Annotated in this window: 19 protein-coding genes; 1 reads left to right on the top strand and 18 read right to left on the bottom strand. The window is 70.9% G+C overall.

Annotated elements, in window-relative coordinates; genetic code table 11:
* Window positions 1-254 precede the first annotated feature (254 nt).
* The 4 genes from J8M50_RS48960 to J8M50_RS48945 are packed head-to-tail and all read right to left on the bottom strand — an operon-like array spanning window position 255 to window position 1,094.
* A complete protein-coding gene (locus tag J8M50_RS48960; RefSeq protein ID WP_223786532.1) occupies window positions 255-479 on the bottom strand; it encodes a hypothetical protein in 225 nt (74 codons plus the stop codon).
* Window positions 476-691, bottom strand: a complete 216-nt coding sequence (locus tag J8M50_RS48955) for a hypothetical protein (RefSeq protein WP_223786531.1) — start codon at window positions 689-691, stop codon at window positions 476-478. Before J8M50_RS48955 ends, J8M50_RS48960 begins: the two co-directional genes overlap by 4 nt.
* Window positions 688-861 (bottom strand): hypothetical protein, encoded by a 174-nt coding sequence (locus tag J8M50_RS48950; protein WP_223786530.1) that lies wholly within the window; start codon window positions 859-861, stop codon window positions 688-690. The genes J8M50_RS48955 and J8M50_RS48950 overlap by 4 nt, the downstream gene beginning before the upstream one ends.
* Window positions 858-1,094 (bottom strand): hypothetical protein, encoded by a 237-nt coding sequence (locus tag J8M50_RS48945; protein WP_075693850.1) that lies wholly within the window; start codon window positions 1,092-1,094, stop codon window positions 858-860. The genes J8M50_RS48950 and J8M50_RS48945 overlap by 4 nt, the downstream gene beginning before the upstream one ends.
* A 98-nt stretch (window positions 1,095-1,192) precedes the next feature.
* On the opposite strand from J8M50_RS48945, the gene J8M50_RS48940 reads away from it, so the two are divergent.
* A complete protein-coding gene (locus tag J8M50_RS48940) occupies window positions 1,193-1,951 on the top strand; it encodes a GntR family transcriptional regulator (protein ID WP_223786529.1) in 759 nt (252 codons plus the stop codon).
* A 150-nt stretch (window positions 1,952-2,101) separates the two neighbouring features.
* Here the strand turns inward: J8M50_RS48940 and J8M50_RS48935 are convergent, their stop codons facing one another.
* From J8M50_RS48935 to J8M50_RS48870, 14 genes are all read right to left on the bottom strand, one after another.
* Window positions 2,102-2,362, bottom strand: a complete 261-nt coding sequence (locus J8M50_RS48935; protein WP_010361040.1) for a hypothetical protein — start codon at window positions 2,360-2,362, stop codon at window positions 2,102-2,104.
* Window positions 2,359-2,544, bottom strand: a complete 186-nt coding sequence (locus tag J8M50_RS48930; RefSeq protein ID WP_075693852.1) for a hypothetical protein — start codon at window positions 2,542-2,544, stop codon at window positions 2,359-2,361. Before J8M50_RS48930 ends, J8M50_RS48935 begins: the two co-directional genes overlap by 4 nt.
* 17 nt (window positions 2,545-2,561) lie before the next feature.
* On the bottom strand, window positions 2,562-3,380 hold the full coding sequence (locus J8M50_RS48925; RefSeq protein WP_223786528.1) for an N-acetylmuramoyl-L-alanine amidase: 819 nt from the start codon (window positions 3,378-3,380) through the stop codon (window positions 2,562-2,564).
* A 67-nt stretch (window positions 3,381-3,447) separates the two neighbouring features.
* On the bottom strand, window positions 3,448-3,903 hold the full coding sequence (locus tag J8M50_RS48920) for a hypothetical protein (protein WP_223786527.1): 456 nt from the start codon (window positions 3,901-3,903) through the stop codon (window positions 3,448-3,450).
* Between the two features lie 9 nt (window positions 3,904-3,912).
* Window positions 3,913-7,089 (bottom strand): hypothetical protein, encoded by a 3,177-nt coding sequence (locus tag J8M50_RS48915; protein ID WP_223786526.1) that lies wholly within the window; start codon window positions 7,087-7,089, stop codon window positions 3,913-3,915.
* Between the two features lie 20 nt (window positions 7,090-7,109).
* Window positions 7,110-9,443: a phage tail tape measure protein gene (locus J8M50_RS48910; RefSeq protein WP_223786525.1), complete on the bottom strand. Its 2,334-nt coding sequence runs from the start codon at window positions 9,441-9,443 to the stop codon at window positions 7,110-7,112.
* A 179-nt stretch (window positions 9,444-9,622) separates the two neighbouring features.
* Window positions 9,623-10,033 (bottom strand): hypothetical protein, encoded by a 411-nt coding sequence (locus J8M50_RS48905; protein ID WP_055719257.1) that lies wholly within the window; start codon window positions 10,031-10,033, stop codon window positions 9,623-9,625.
* 9 nt (window positions 10,034-10,042) lie between these two features.
* A complete protein-coding gene (locus tag J8M50_RS48900; RefSeq protein WP_223786524.1) occupies window positions 10,043-10,555 on the bottom strand; it encodes a hypothetical protein in 513 nt (170 codons plus the stop codon).
* The gene (locus J8M50_RS48895; protein WP_223786523.1) at window positions 10,555-10,965 is read right to left on the bottom strand and encodes a phage tail tube protein; all 411 of its coding nucleotides are present in this window, start codon (window positions 10,963-10,965) and stop codon (window positions 10,555-10,557) included. Before J8M50_RS48895 ends, J8M50_RS48900 begins: the two co-directional genes overlap by 1 nt.
* Window positions 10,966-11,034: 69 nt before the next feature.
* Complete coding sequence (locus J8M50_RS48890) at window positions 11,035-11,775, bottom strand: hypothetical protein (RefSeq protein WP_223786522.1); 741 nt, start codon at window positions 11,773-11,775, stop codon at window positions 11,035-11,037.
* Window positions 11,772-11,984 carry a DUF7302 family protein gene (locus J8M50_RS48885; RefSeq protein WP_223786521.1) on the bottom strand — a complete coding sequence of 71 codons (213 nt, stop codon included), beginning with the start codon at window positions 11,982-11,984 and terminating at the stop codon, window positions 11,772-11,774. The genes J8M50_RS48890 and J8M50_RS48885 overlap by 4 nt, the downstream gene beginning before the upstream one ends.
* A 1-nt stretch (window position 11,985) precedes the next feature.
* The gene (locus tag J8M50_RS48880; protein ID WP_010361277.1) at window positions 11,986-12,432 is read right to left on the bottom strand and encodes a hypothetical protein; all 447 of its coding nucleotides are present in this window, start codon (window positions 12,430-12,432) and stop codon (window positions 11,986-11,988) included.
* 11 nt (window positions 12,433-12,443) lie between these two features.
* Window positions 12,444-13,037, bottom strand: coding sequence for a hypothetical protein (locus tag J8M50_RS48875; RefSeq protein ID WP_010361276.1), 594 nt, complete (start codon window positions 13,035-13,037; stop codon window positions 12,444-12,446).
* Between the two features lies 1 nt (window position 13,038).
* On the bottom strand, window positions 13,039-13,278 hold the full coding sequence (locus J8M50_RS48870; RefSeq protein WP_010361156.1) for a hypothetical protein: 240 nt from the start codon (window positions 13,276-13,278) through the stop codon (window positions 13,039-13,041).
* Between the last annotated feature and the right edge of the window lie 59 nt (window positions 13,279-13,337).

Raw genomic sequence — 13,337 nt, 5'->3', positions numbered from 1 at the left:
CGGGAACCCCATACCTCTTCTATAACCCCTCTATGGTGATCGCATCGAAGAGGACTCAGGTGATCCCCCGATAACCCATCTGACCTGCTGTTTTGTAGGCCGATTCGGGGCCAAATGGGGCCGCCTTCGAATCGAAGGTAGACGCGAAAGCGGCCCCGGTCGGCGTCGAGGGATGCCGTCCGGGGCCGCAGTGCCCGCCCGTCGGGGAGCGTGGGGGTGGGGCGGGCGGGGCCCGCTCTCCGGTCCGATCGGCGTCAGTCCGGGGAGCGGTGGTTAGAGGGGTTGCCGTTGTGGCCGGTGTCGTGGGTGCGGATGCGGACGTTGCAGTCCGTCACCCGCGAGAGGTCGCGGGCCTTGGCGGCCTCGGCTCGCTCCTGGGCGAGTTCGCTGCACCGGGCGCAGTCCGGATTGGGGTTGGGGACGGGCTGGGGTTCCTGGGAACCGGCCTGCTTGGAAGAGGGCGGCTGGATGGACTTCACTGGTCTCCTTCGAGTTCGTTGATCGCGCAGCCGAAGCCGGGCGGGCACTGGTACACGTCAGTGCTGAGGTCTATGCGGGCTATGCGGCCCTCGGCGCGGCCTGCGGACACGGCGAGGACATGGGGCGGGAAGCGGACGCCGCACCACACGCACGCCCAGCCCGAGTAGCGGTCGCGCGGGAGGGTGGCGGCATCCGGGAGCTTGTGCTTCACGGCCGGTCCGCCTGCGGGGTGAGGTCATAGAGGTCGCGGCAGTGGCCGCACGCGTACAGGACGAAGGCGCCCGGCCCTCGGCGTGCGATGTGGATGACGCGCACGCCGTAGGCGTACGCCTTGTGCCAGGAGCAGTAGCCGTAGATCTGAGGCCGGGTCCGGCTGTTCACGGGTTCACCTCGTCGTCGATCTGGGCCCAGACCTCGGTCCGGCCGGAGGAGTCGGTGCTGCCCCAGCCGTCGGCCGAGTTGAGGGCGGCGATGGTGCGGCCCCAGGCGGCCGGGTCGGTGGGGGCGGTGACGTACACGCGTATGCCGTGCGGGGTGGCGAGCAGGCGCGCGGGTTCGTCGGCGGCGCGCTCCAGGGCGGTGCGCAAGGCGGCTGCGCGCAGGCTGATCGGCACGACAAAACCCCGCTCTCATGCGAGAGACTGACTCTCGTACGAGAGTAGCGAGAGGGTGGCTACTGTGTCACGCAAGTCACATAGAAGGGAGGCGGACGGTGACGGCCGAAACGCCCCGGTACCTGCAAGTCGCTGACAACCTCCGCGCCCGCATCGAATCCGGCGAACTCCCGCCCGGCGCCCGCCTGCCGTCCGTCGCTGAGATCTCCGCCGAGTACGGCGGCAGCAACTCCATCGCGACTGCCGCGTACAAGCTCCTCGTCGACGAGGGCCTCGTCGTCTCCCGGCACGGCGCCGGCCACTACGTCCGCTCCACCGACACCCCCGACCTCCTCGTCCGTCGCCACCGCCGCCGCTCCGAGGACAGCCCGTTCGCCGAGGGCGTCGCCGAGCAGGGTGCGGTGGGAACGTGGCGGCACGAGTCCGCGACAGCTCCCGCCACGGACACCGTCGCCGCACGCCTGGGCATCGAGGCAGGGGCCGCGGTCATGCACACCTCGTACGTGTACCTCGCCGACGACCAGCCCGTGCAGCTCGCCGAGTCGTGGGAACCCCTCGACCTCACCGGGACGTCGCTGATCGCGCTGCCCGAGGTCGGGCCGTACGCCGGCGTCGGCGTCGCCGCCCGGATGCGGGTCATCTCCGTCGAGGTCGGCGACCCCTTGGAGAAGGTCCGCGCCCGGACCGCGACCCGGCAGGAAGCGCAGGCCCTCGGGATGACGCCGCCGGGGCCGGTCCTGGCGGTCGAGCGCACGTACTACGACCAGGCCACCGGCCGCGCCGTCGAGACCGCGGACATCGTCATGCGCGGCGACCGGTGGGTGGCCGTCTACGGGCAGCAGCCCACGCCGAGCTGAAGGGTTTCGCTCCGGCCGAACCCCTGCGGCTCAAAGGGTGGGCACTGGCGCCCACCCCTGGCGGTGACCCGGTGATCTTGCCGCTGTCGGCAACCTCAGGCCGGACGCACGAAAGCGGCCCCCACCGCCCGAAGGCAGTGAGGGCCGCGATCATCGTGCGAGAAGCGAGAACGCCCCGCTCGCCGCGCCGGCCACGCCCGCGAGGGCGCCGATCGTGGGCAGTGGCCAACGGGCGCGCTCCAAACTCCGGATGCGGGTCTCGTGATCCGCGACGTCCTTCCCGAGCTCCGTGAGCCCCTGGCCGATGTGGTCGAGTTTCGTCTCGACCCGGGTCACGCCGTCCCCCAGGGCTCTCAACTCCCGGTACATCTCCGCCGAGCTGACGTACACCCCCGGGTCGGGGGTCGTCATCGGACGCCCGTGGACTGCCGGTTGGGCACGGCCCAGACGATGCCCCAGGCGGAGAGGATGGCGAGGACGATGGTGACGCCCTCTCCGGTGGTGAGGGTGCCGTCCTGTACGGCGGTGGCCGCTGCTGCGGAACCGGCGGCCAGTCCGCCGACGATGGACTTGGCGATGCTGGAGATCTTCATGCTGGATCGTTCCTCTCTCAGAGGGTGACGGTGAAGCCGTGCCGGGCGGCGAGGAGCTTCAGGGAGGTCATGCCAGGGATGCCGTCGGCGTCGGCGCCCGTGAAGCCGCCGCCGGCCGGGGAGCGCTGCCACGCGGCGTAGGCGGTGACGGTGGCGGTGCCGAAGTGGCCGTCGGCGAGGGATTTGGTGAGGAGTCCTTCCTTCACGAGGGCGTCCTCGACGGTGCGGGTCCCGGCGTACGACACCGGGGTCCCGCTCTTCGGCGGGTCGGTGCGGGCTGCGGCCACGAGCTGGGACAGGTCGACGACCGGGCGGGTGGGTCCGGTCGGCCCGCCGGGGCGGGGCGCCCCCTTCTTCACCCAGGAGTAGAGGGGTTCGCCGGGGCAGTCGGTGTTGTAGCCGTCGCGGTGGCCCTTGATCTCGTTCCCGGCGCCGTGCTGGCGGAGGAGTTCGATGCCGTCGCGTATCGCGCCGAGCATGAGGTCCGTCGGTTCGGTGAGGCCCTCGTCGCCGACGAGGCCGACGATCGCGTAGTGCGCGCGGTTCAGCGGCTGGTCGCCGTTGGCGCCGGTCCGTTTCCCGATGCCGCGCCCTTCCAGGAGGTAGCCGTGGGGGCAGGCGCCGAGGTTGTACGCGATGTCGCTGTAGTTCTCCTTGGGGTTGGCGAGGTGGCTGGCGCGGATCGCGCGCCACAGGGCGAGGCACTTGGTGTGGTCGGCGGCGAGCGCGGGGGAGACCTTCTGGCCGAGGTAGTGGACCTTGACGCCCTTGGTGGAGGTCTGGACAGGTGCGGCTGATGCGGGCCAGCCCAGTTGGGCACGGGTGACGAGCTGCATGTGGGCTCCAGGCAGAGAGAAGCCCCGGGCCGGAAGGCGCGGGGCCGGAGGATTGGGCGGTGTGTGGTCAGGCGGGGGCGCCTTCGAGCTGGATGCTGCGGTGGTCGAAGGTCGCTGTACTGGCGCCGCTGACGCGGTGCTTCGTGGTGACGGTGATGGTTTCCCCAGGCACGAGACCGGACAGCCGGTAGCGCAGGCCGAGGGAAAGGTTGGTTGTTCCGCCGCCAGCCCAGATCAACGCTGCGTTGTCGTTGGGGCTGTAGACGGTGCCGGAGACGGAACCCACGCCTTGCCAGCTCGTGACCGTGTTGATGTTGGTGGCGGAGTTGCGCTGGGTGGAGCGGATGGACACCATCACGGTGCCCGACATGGGGACGACGACGGAGGCGGAGAAGGCGCCGCCGCTGGCGTCGGTGTAGGTGGTGGAGGCGGTGGTGCGGCCGGGAGTGGTGTCCTCGGTCTGGGCGGAGCTGACGGTGATGCGGTCGGCGGTGATCCGCATCCCGGGAAGCCACGAGGGCATGGAGACCTCCTACAGGGCGGTGTACGCGGGGACGGCCAGGCTTACGGCCTCGCCCGCCACCTGGGCTTTGACGATGCCGTTGACGCTGCGGACGACGGTCCACGTCTGCGGGCTGGAGGCGCCACTGACGGCGGTGACCCGCACGACCTCGCCGCCGAGGCGGGCGTCGAACGGGAACTCCTGCGGGTAGACGCTGCTGGTGATCCACAGGGGTCCGGCGACGGACAGGGTGGTCGCGGTCGAGGAGACGCCGGCGGCGAGGGTGCTGCCGTCGGCGTCGACCCGGCACGGCGGCCCGGTGAAGGACAGGTTGTCGATCGCGGCCATGTCCGATCCGGTGGAGGTGCTGTTGTCCTTGGCGTAGCGGAAGGTGACGGCGGACTTGCCGGTGACGTTGATGACGGCCTGCGTCCACGGGGTCGTGCCCTGTGCGGTGAGGACCTGAACGCCGTCGACGAGGATGATCAGCCGGTCTCCGAGGAACCCGGCGCCCGCCGCCTCGGACGACGTCCAGTACCAGACGCGCATCTCCGTCATCCCGGCCGGAACCGCGACGATGGCGTCCGAGATCTGGTTGTGGGTGATCGCCCCGGATCGCAGGGACCAGGACCCGGTGTGCGCCTGGGTGTTCGTGCGGACCCAGGGCAGGTTGCCGCCGTTGGTGTAGGGGATCTCGTAGGTGGTGTCCTCGAAGTTCTCGTCGTAGACCAGTGCGCCGACCGACGACCAGGGCGCGGCGGGGGTGCAGGTGAAATACGCGTCCCACGCGTACTGATCGAGGGTCTCGGTGTAGCCCTGGACGATGAGGTCGACGTCGCCGGGCGGGAGGTCGGCGGGCAGGCCGGTGAGGCGGATGACGTCGCCCTGGTCGATGCCCAGCACGGCGGGGATGAGGTGCGGGGCGGCGGCGAGGTCGACGTGGACGACCGGGTAGCGGGGTGTGTCCTGGGTGCCGAGGTACAGGCGCCAGCCCGCGATCGGCGCGGCCTGGTCGTCGGTGGCGAGGGAGAGCTGGACGCTGGTGTCGTAGCGGCCGATCGCCGTGACCGAGAGGGGCCCGGTGTCCTGGACGACGCGCGCCGAGCTGCCGTCGATGCGGGTGACGGTGACGTCGTTGGTCGTGTCGGCGTCGTCGGTGATCGGCTCCAGCGGGGGCGCGATCTCCCGGGCCGTGCTGTAGCGCAGGGTCACGGCAGGGGCCTGGTTGTAGAGGGTGCCCCGGCCCCGGTAACGCAGGGCGAGGCGGCCCCGGTGTTCGGAGAGGATCCCGCCGTCGGTGTCGGCGGCCTGCTCCAGCACCTCCAGCATCTGGAGCGGGCGCTGGGCGCCCATCTCCTCCTGCTCGGCGACGATCCCCCGCACGCTCAGCGGGATGGTCTCCTCCCCGGCCAGGCGCACCATGCGCCGGCCTGCGGCCTCCCCGATGAACCCGTCGTCCGCGGACTCGTAGGTGGTGATCGCGGCGCGGAAGGGGGAGGCGAGGCCGGCGGCGACGCCGGTCCATACGGCGAGGTGCCCGATCGCCATGCCCTGGTAGGCGCTGCCCCAGGAGCCGATGATCTGGGTGGGTCGGCCGGGGGTTCCGGTGTAGGAGGTCTGGGCGACCCAGTAGGAGTTGGTGAGGATGTTGCGCCACGCGGCGTGGACGTTCGTGGTGCCGCCCGAGACGCTGGTGTAGATCTGGAGGCGGTTCCAGACCCCGGCGAACGCCGCGATGGCGTCGGCGGTGGTGAAGGTGAACCCGGCGGTGACGGCGTCGTCCGCGTCGCGGACCTCGATGCGGATGCCGCTGGAGGAGGCGAGGACGACGGCGGCGGCCATGCCGGCGCCGGTGACGCGGACGCGGGCGATCTGCTGGAGCGTGGCGGGCAGTGTGTCCAGCCGGTACACCATCTCGACATGCCAGCCCGTAGCGCTGCTGGAGGGCACGTTGGCCTGGAGCGAGGCGGACTGCCCGAGGACCGGCAGCGCCGACGACCCGGGCAGCGTGTCCGCCGAGGCGAACGTCAGGCCCGTCACCTTCATCGGGGCGACGCCGGGGATCGGGCTGTACGCCTGTGTCGCGAGGGCGCCTTCCTCCATGGGCCAGTAGGCGAGCGGGTTTCCGGAGGGGATGCGGCGGCGGAGGGTGGAGTCGAGGGGGGAGCCGGGGCGGCCGTAGCGGCGCAGGACACCGGCGGCCTCGACGGACACCCACCGGTCGTTGCCGGATACGTCCCAGCGGGGCGGCCAGGACGAGATCTCGCCGACGAACCGGTCCGCCCGCTTCCGGATCTTCGCGGTGCCGTTGACGGTCCATACCCGGCCCACGCTGTCGGTGACGCCGCTCGCGCCGTCGGCGAGGGCGCGGACGTCGAGGTCGGCGACGAGGGTCCCGTCGATCCCGGCCCTCACCTGCGCGCGGGTCACGGTCCCGATGACCGGCACGCGGGGCGGGGTGACGGTCGGGTCGCTGGGGCCGATCCGCAGGTCGCTGCTGCTGGTCGACTGGATGCTCGTCGTGACGGCGGCGGTCGTCACCGAGATCTGCGTCCACGGCCCGGCGAGGGCGTCGGCCTGGTAGAAGCGCACGGCCAGGCCGCCGGCGCCGTCATCGACATCGAGCGTGGCGCGCAGTGCGCCACCCCCGTACAGGCCCGCGGGCATGACCGCGCCCAGCGTGGCGCCGCCGGAGTCCCGCCACCCGAACTCGATCGAGCCCAGCCAGTAGCGCAGGACCCAGGCCCGCTCGGTGGCGGTGCTCGACCACTTGCCGATGAGCTGCTGGTTGCGGGCGGTGTCGGTCGTGTCCGCGTCCCACTCCACCCGTACGTCGATGTCCGAGGTGATGTTGAGGGCGGCGGAGTGCGGGGTGGACATGTACCCGGCCGGGTCCCCGTCGAGCGCCAGGTGCGCCGAGGCGGCGGGCACGTGCACGCGTACAGGCGTGTTGCGGCCGATCTTCCCGTACAGGTCCGAGAGCGGGTTGCCCGAACTGTAGCGGCCGGACACGGCCGGGTTGACCTTGCTGCGGCCGTTGTTGAAGGTCAGGGACAGTTTGCCGGGGTCGGTGCGGGCGCCCTCGTCGGGGCGCCCGCGCGTGATGGTCATCGGGGTGCGGGTGTAGACGTCGGCGGTGACGTCCTGCCACACCCCGCCCACCAACAGGTCGATCCGTACGTCCAGCACGGCCATGGGGAATGTCACCGGGGTGTCTCCTTCCTGGCCTACCGGCCGAACGCGGTCTGCACGTTGCCGCGGCCGTCGACCCGGACGGTCTTGCGGATCATGCGCGTGAAGTCCCCTTCGGCGCCCTTGAAGTCGAAGAGGACACGGACGACGCCGCCCGCCGCGCCGGCGCCCAGGACGGGCGCCATCCCGGCCGTGAGCGGGGCGGCCTGGACAGCCTGCGCGGCCAGCCCGTTCGTGCCGCCGATCTGGTCGAGCTGGGCATGCAGGGCGGGGAGCCCGTCGTCGATGCCCGCACGGAAGCCGTCGATCAGGGCGCGGCCGGAGTAGAGGGTGTAGCCGCGGCCGGCGAACGGGCCTTCCTTCGCGGGGGAGAAGGGGAAGAAGTCGCGGGCTGCGGAGACGACGCGGGAGGCGGCGTTCTTCACGGACGAGATCTTGGAGAGGATGCCGTTGATGAAGCCCTGGATCAGGGACATGCCCGAGTTCTTCAGCAGGCCGCCGAGGCTGCCGAGGGCGGAGGTGATCCGGCCGGGGATGCCGCGTACCCAGTTCAGCATCTCGGTGGCCTTGTTCACGGTGCCCGTCTTGATCGACGACCAGTGCTTGACGATCAGCCCCGGCAGGCTCCAGTTGAGCCACAGGCTGTAGATCCGGCCGGGCACGCCCTTGACCCATGTCACGGTGGCGTTCCACCACGAGACGGCAGTGTTCTTGATCGATGACCAGTGCTGGATCAGCAGCCCGATGAGGGTGAAGTTGAGGAAGGCGCTGATCATCATGTCCTTCGCCCAGACCAGCTTGCCGACGATCCAGGTCCAGGCGGCGAGGGTGAAGGACTTGATCTGGTCCCAGTAGACGACGATCCCGGCGACCAGGGCGGCGACGCCGAGGATGATCCAGCCGATGGGGCCCATTGCGATCAGCCACTGCGCGGCCATGACCGTCGCCCAGGCGATCGCCCGCGCTGCCATCAGGGCGAACTGCACGGCCGCCGTGGCACCCGCCCTGAGTACGGCGAGCGCCCAGGTCCCGATCGAGACGAGCGCCGAACCGGTCCACGCGGCGGCGGTCGTCACCCCGGACACGACCGCCCCGGCCGCGATCCTCGCGTACACGCCGAGGCCGACCGCGTTCATGCGGATCCAGCCGCCGACCACACCCCACGTTGAGGACGTCATCAGGGCGTGCGCGCCCGAGACGACGGAGGCGATCGCCGAGTAGGCGATCATCGCGCCCTTGACGACGAGCACCGTCACGGCCAGGCCCGCCAGCACGTAGGCGAGCGGTTCGACGACGGCTTTGTTGTCCATCGCGAACGCCACGAAGGCGCCGGTCACCTCGGTGAGCTGGCCCATGGCCTTGCGCTTGAACTCCTCCAGCGCCGTACCTGCGTTGTCCCGCAGCGCGTCCCCCGAGCGCTTCGACGCGCCCGCGAAGTCGTCCATGGCCCCGCCCGCCCCTTTCAGGGACTGGAGGAAGGCGGGGATGTCCTGGACGTTCATGTCCTCCAGCGGCGTACCGAACAGCGCGATGGCGGTGTTCGCCTGGGTCGCGGGGTCCTTGATGCCGAGGAGGCCGTCGATGATCTTCTGTGTGGCGCCCTGCGCCGAGGTGCCGCCCGCGAGGATGGCGTTCGCCATCGTGTGCGCGTCCAGCCCGATCGTCTTGTACGCGGCCTGGGAGTTCGCCGACATGTCCGTCGACAGGAGCGTGAACTCCTTGATCGCGTCCCCGGCTTTGTCGATCCCGAACGTCCCCTTCGCGGACGCCTCGACCAGGACTGAGAACGCCTCCTCGCCGCCGTAGCCGAGGGTGCGGAAGAACTGGGCGTACTCGTCGGAGGCGTCGAGGACGTCCTCGCGCAGGGACGCGGGCACCTTCTGCGAGGCGGCCGTGATCAGGTCGAACGCCTGCGTCGCGTTGGTCGCGAGGCCGGAGTTGATGAGCGTGCCGACGGACTGCACCGCCCGGTCGACCTCGATGTCGAAGGTCGACGCGAAGTTCAGGGCTTTCTGGGTGACGCCCTCCAGGTCGGTGCTGGAGGCGTTCGACATGCCCTTGATGGACGACATGACCGACCCGACGGCAGTGTTGACCTGTTCCATCGAGTCGCCGTACGCGTCCGCATACAGGCCGCCGGCGACCTTCCCGATCCGCTCCGACTCGGCCTGGGTGAGGCCGAGCTGGGCGGCGAGCTTGCTGTTGGCCTGGTCGATGCTGATGCTCTGCATCAGGCTCGCGCCGAGTGCGAGTCCCGCGCCCGCCCCGATCCCGGTGGCCGCCGCGTCGAAGCGTTCCCGCGCGCTCGACAGGCCCTGCGCGGTGCGGTCGCGTGCGACGAGGTTGAAGACCAGCGACGTGTCGCCCACCACTGCCCCCTGACGGTCGGGGGGCTAGCGGCCCCTTGCGTTTAGTTGTTCTGCTGCCCTGGTGTGGGCGTCCTCGTAGGCGTCGAGCCAGCCCAGCAGAGCGTCGGTCTCCTCGGCCGTGAGCCGTTCCCACTCCCAGGGCCGGACGTGCAGGAGGTGTGCGGCGTTGCCGAGCTGCCTCAGTCGGCGATCGGCGGACGGGCTTTTCCCTCTTCCTCCGGGTCGTCGAACGCCTCGGCGATCTGCTCGTCGATCCGGGCCAGCACCGCCGCCCGCATGTCGGCCGGGGCGCTGTCGGCGGCGGCCTCACGCATCTGGACCAGCTCGCCCCGGGAGTACGCCAGCTCCAGTTCGTCCCAGGCGAAGTCGACGTCGTCGAACTTCAGCGGCGGGTGCTCCCGCTTCAGGAGCGTGTACAGCAGGGCACGCCGGCACAGCGACGATCCCTCGACGACCTCCTTCGTGAACGCCGCCCAGTTGCGGCCGGTGAGCCGCTCGATGTTCTCCCGCTCCACGCTCATGATCTTGCGCGGGTTGTAGCGCCACCGCTTCGGCTCGCTGCTTCCCTCGGGGGTGTAGACCAGGAACACGCCTGTCTCCTATCCGGCCCGCTGCGCGATGCGGCGGGCCATGTTCTCCATGGCCGCCTCGACGGCCGCCCTGTACTGGCCCTCACGGCCCTCGAAGGCGCGGTCGAACCAGTCGACCTTGCCGTGCTGCTGCACCCACACCTCGCGGTTCCCGTACACCGGGTGCCGCCAGCCGCCCGCCCTGTTCAACCGCTTGGGGGCGTTGGGGAAGTTGCGGACGTTGCGCGTCTTGAACGCCTTCACCCGGGCCCCCGACCAGCGCCCGCCCAACTTCACCTCGGGGCGGATCTTCTTCGCGACAGACGACCGCAGCGCGGGGGATGTGGGCAGGCCCGCCGACGCGATCGACATCACGCTGCTCTTCGCTTCGGCGGCGCCGGGCTTGAGTGCATCGCGCATGTCCCGCGCGAGTTCCTTGCGGAGCTGCTTGCCGTCCTCCTCGGCGCGGATCGCCCGGGTGAGTGCGGCCAGGCCCTCGTGCGTCTCGATCCCGAGAGCGAACGGCGGCCCCCCGCCGGCCATCAGGTCGTCGCCCTCGTCACGGCCCCGGACGTGGGGTAGGAGACGCCGACGGTGGCCTCGTCCCCGACCGACCCTTCGATGGGGTTCCAGCCCTTGATCAGGATGTTCCCGGTGTACTTGGGGTTGGTGGTGCTGACGGCGCCCTGGTCGGCGCGGACCTCGAAGGGGACGACGGTCCCGAGCAGGGGCCACATGGTCGCGTCGAGCTGCGCGACGGCGAAGTCCTGGAGGAACTCGCACGCCAGCTCCGCGGACTTGAGGCCGCCGAGGAGTTCCTTCCACCCGGCGCTGGAGTAGGTGGTGACGTCCTTGTCCTCGACCTCGACCGACAGCTCGGCCTTCTTGGTGAAGGTGTTCAGGACGGTGCCGTTGATGCTGAGGTACTGGGCGAGCAAGACCATCTTGGGCATGACAGGGCCCCTTTCCAGGGCGTGAGGGGCGGCCCTGGAAAGGGCCGGATGGATGGTGAGGAGGAGCGGCTACCGGCCGATGCCGAGCGTGCCGACGAACAAGAAGCTGGGCGTGGTGCCAGTGATCGTCCACGCGAGCCGCCACCACGTGTCCGTGATCGCGGTCCCATCCGTGCGGAGGATCTGCCCGCCGGACGCGGTCGCCGGGGTGAAGGTGAGGCGGGTGGTCGGCGCCGCGAAGGTGTTGTCCGGCGCGGACTCGACGCGCGCGGTGAGGGACGGGGTGGTCCCGGCCGCCGAGAGGACGTGGAGGGCGGCGTGCAGGCGGCGGCCGGCGGGGACGGCGCCGAGCTGGAGCCCGGTGCCCGTGCCGGTCGCCGTACGGGCGAGGCCGGGCGGATGCGCGAACTGCCCGCGCACCAGCGGCGAGCTGCTCTTGCCGGTGCCGGTCCAGGGGGCGACCTCGCCGACCGCGTCGAACAGCTTGTAGTCCGAGCGCAGCGCGGCGAGGAGATAGGCCACATCCCCGACGGCCGCGCCGTTGTTGGCGCTGACCGACCAGGGGACGACCGTCCCGAGGTGGGCCCAGGACGCGTCGTCGACCCGGCTCGGGTCGCCCGCTTCCCACTGCCCCTCACCGGAGAGCTCGGCGGAGCCGAGGCCGCCGAGGATCTCCTTCCAGCCCTGCGAGGCGTAGTTGGTCGCGTCCTTGTCCTCGACCTCCGCACTCAGCTCGATCTTGTTCGAGGCGCTGGTGAGGTCGGCGCCGGCGGCGAACGTCCGCACGTTCAGCAGAACCGTCTTGCTCACGTCGGCTCCCCCTCGCCCTCGGCGGTCTTGCGGCGTCGGACACGCGGCTCGGCGGGCGCCTGGACGTCGTCGGCTTCCTCGGCGACCCCCGAGGCGATCAGGTGCGCGGCCTCAGCCGTCGGCAACTCGGCGGTTTCGCCCTCGGCGGGCCAGGGCTGGCCGTTGCGGGCGGCGCCCTCGGGCATCTGGACCAGCATGCGGATACGCACGTCAGCCCCCTTCTCCGATGACCTTGATCATCAGCTCGGCGCCGACGTACGTGGACCCGGCGTGCTCGTACCAGCGGTAGCCCTGCACGCGCATCACGTGCAGGTCGTGCGCGAGGCCACCGAGCGCGTACTCGCCGGGGCCTCCGCGCGCCACCTCGATCGCCTGCTTGAGGGAGGCGGGGCCGGAGCCCGACAGCATCGAGTCCAGGAGGCGCTGAGACGCCTGGTCGTCAGTGCGGCCCACCAGGATCTGGGTGGTGAAGACGACTTCGTCCAGGCCCCGATGCATGACCTTGTCGAAGTCCTGCTCGTACCCCGCGATGAAGAAGTGTGGGGCGATGGCCGCGTCGGGGACGTAGCCGGAGCAGGTGAGCTTCGGGATGCCGGCGGGGAGTTCGACCGCGCGGGCCGCTTCGGCGATTGCTTCGCGTACAGCGGAGATCTGCATGGGGTGCTCCTTCAGAACCCGGGGATGATGTACGGCTCGATCAAGTTCCACACGTCCGGGTCCCGGCGGGAGAGGTTGCGCGCTCCCCACTCGGCGTTGCCGATGATGCCCTCCGGGGAGTCCTTGCGCTTGAACAGGCGGGTGGCCTGGATCAGAGCCGCTTCGTGGATGTCGTCCGGGACGGACGGCCAGCCGAACCGGGCGGTCACGCGCAGGCGGGTCGTCGCCGTGCCCCAGGTGCCGAGCGTCCGCAGCAGACCCGTGATGGGGCGGCCGTCGGCGAGCGCGTTGTCCGGGCTGGTCTCGTAGCCGGTCACCGGCGACCACGATGCCCCGGCCCCCGTCTCGACGACGAGGCCCGCGATACTGCCGATGTCGTCGACGAGGAACAGGTCCCCGTCGCCCTGGCGGACGATCCGGCCGCGCGGGTTGAACACCCGCTGCACCGGGTCGGGGTCGAGCCAGAACCGGCGCCCGGTGACACGGTCGATTCCCCGCGAGGCGGAGGCCCGCGCACGGTTCAACGCGGCGTCCCGGGTGGCATCGTCGGACTCGATGGGGAACTGGCCCTTCAGTTCCTCCAGGGTGACGTACTCGTTGGCCACGTCACGCCTTGTCGGTGCCGCGCGTCTGGCGGCCCTTCGGCGGCGTGCTGCGCGCCTCCGCGCCCTCGTCGCCGCCCTCGGCCGGCGCGACGGCCTCGCCGTCGGGCGAGTAGCCGCGCAGCGCCAACTGCTCGTCGACCGCCGCGACGCGGTCCTCCTTGCCCTTGCGGCCGGCGTAGCCCGCGCGCTCACGCAGCAGGGCGGCGACCATCGGGTCCTCGGTTTTGGGGATGTCGGTCATGGCAGTTGCTCCCAGGGACGGGGTTGGACCGCGCGGGCCTGCCGGAGTCGAGGCGGGCC

It is taken from the genome of Streptomyces acidiscabies (assembly GCF_020010905.1).
GTDB lineage: Bacteria > Actinomycetota > Actinomycetes > Streptomycetales > Streptomycetaceae > Streptomyces > Streptomyces acidiscabies.
The sequence above is the reverse complement of the archived record's forward strand: the minus strand, read 5'-3'. Positions and strand labels throughout refer to the sequence as shown.

Coding starts and splice junctions, on each gene's coding strand:
- J8M50_RS48900 (WP_223786524.1), bottom strand. CDS start 10,555: ATGGCCGGCGGGGGGCCGCCGTTCGCTCTCGGGATCGAGACGCACGAG.
- J8M50_RS48880 (WP_010361277.1), bottom strand. CDS start 12,432: ATGCAGATCTCCGCTGTACGCGAAGCAATCGCCGAAGCGGCCCGCGCG.
- J8M50_RS48925 (WP_223786528.1), bottom strand. CDS start 3,380: ATGCAGCTCGTCACCCGTGCCCAACTGGGCTGGCCCGCATCAGCCGCA.
- J8M50_RS48870 (WP_010361156.1), bottom strand. CDS start 13,278: ATGACCGACATCCCCAAAACCGAGGACCCGATGGTCGCCGCCCTGCTG.
- J8M50_RS48935 (WP_010361040.1), bottom strand. CDS start 2,362: ATGACGACCCCCGACCCGGGGGTGTACGTCAGCTCGGCGGAGATGTAC.
- J8M50_RS48895 (WP_223786523.1), bottom strand. CDS start 10,965: ATGCCCAAGATGGTCTTGCTCGCCCAGTACCTCAGCATCAACGGCACC.
- J8M50_RS48920 (WP_223786527.1), bottom strand. CDS start 3,903: ATGCCCTCGTGGCTTCCCGGGATGCGGATCACCGCCGACCGCATCACC.
- J8M50_RS48930 (WP_075693852.1), bottom strand. CDS start 2,544: ATGAAGATCTCCAGCATCGCCAAGTCCATCGTCGGCGGACTGGCCGCC.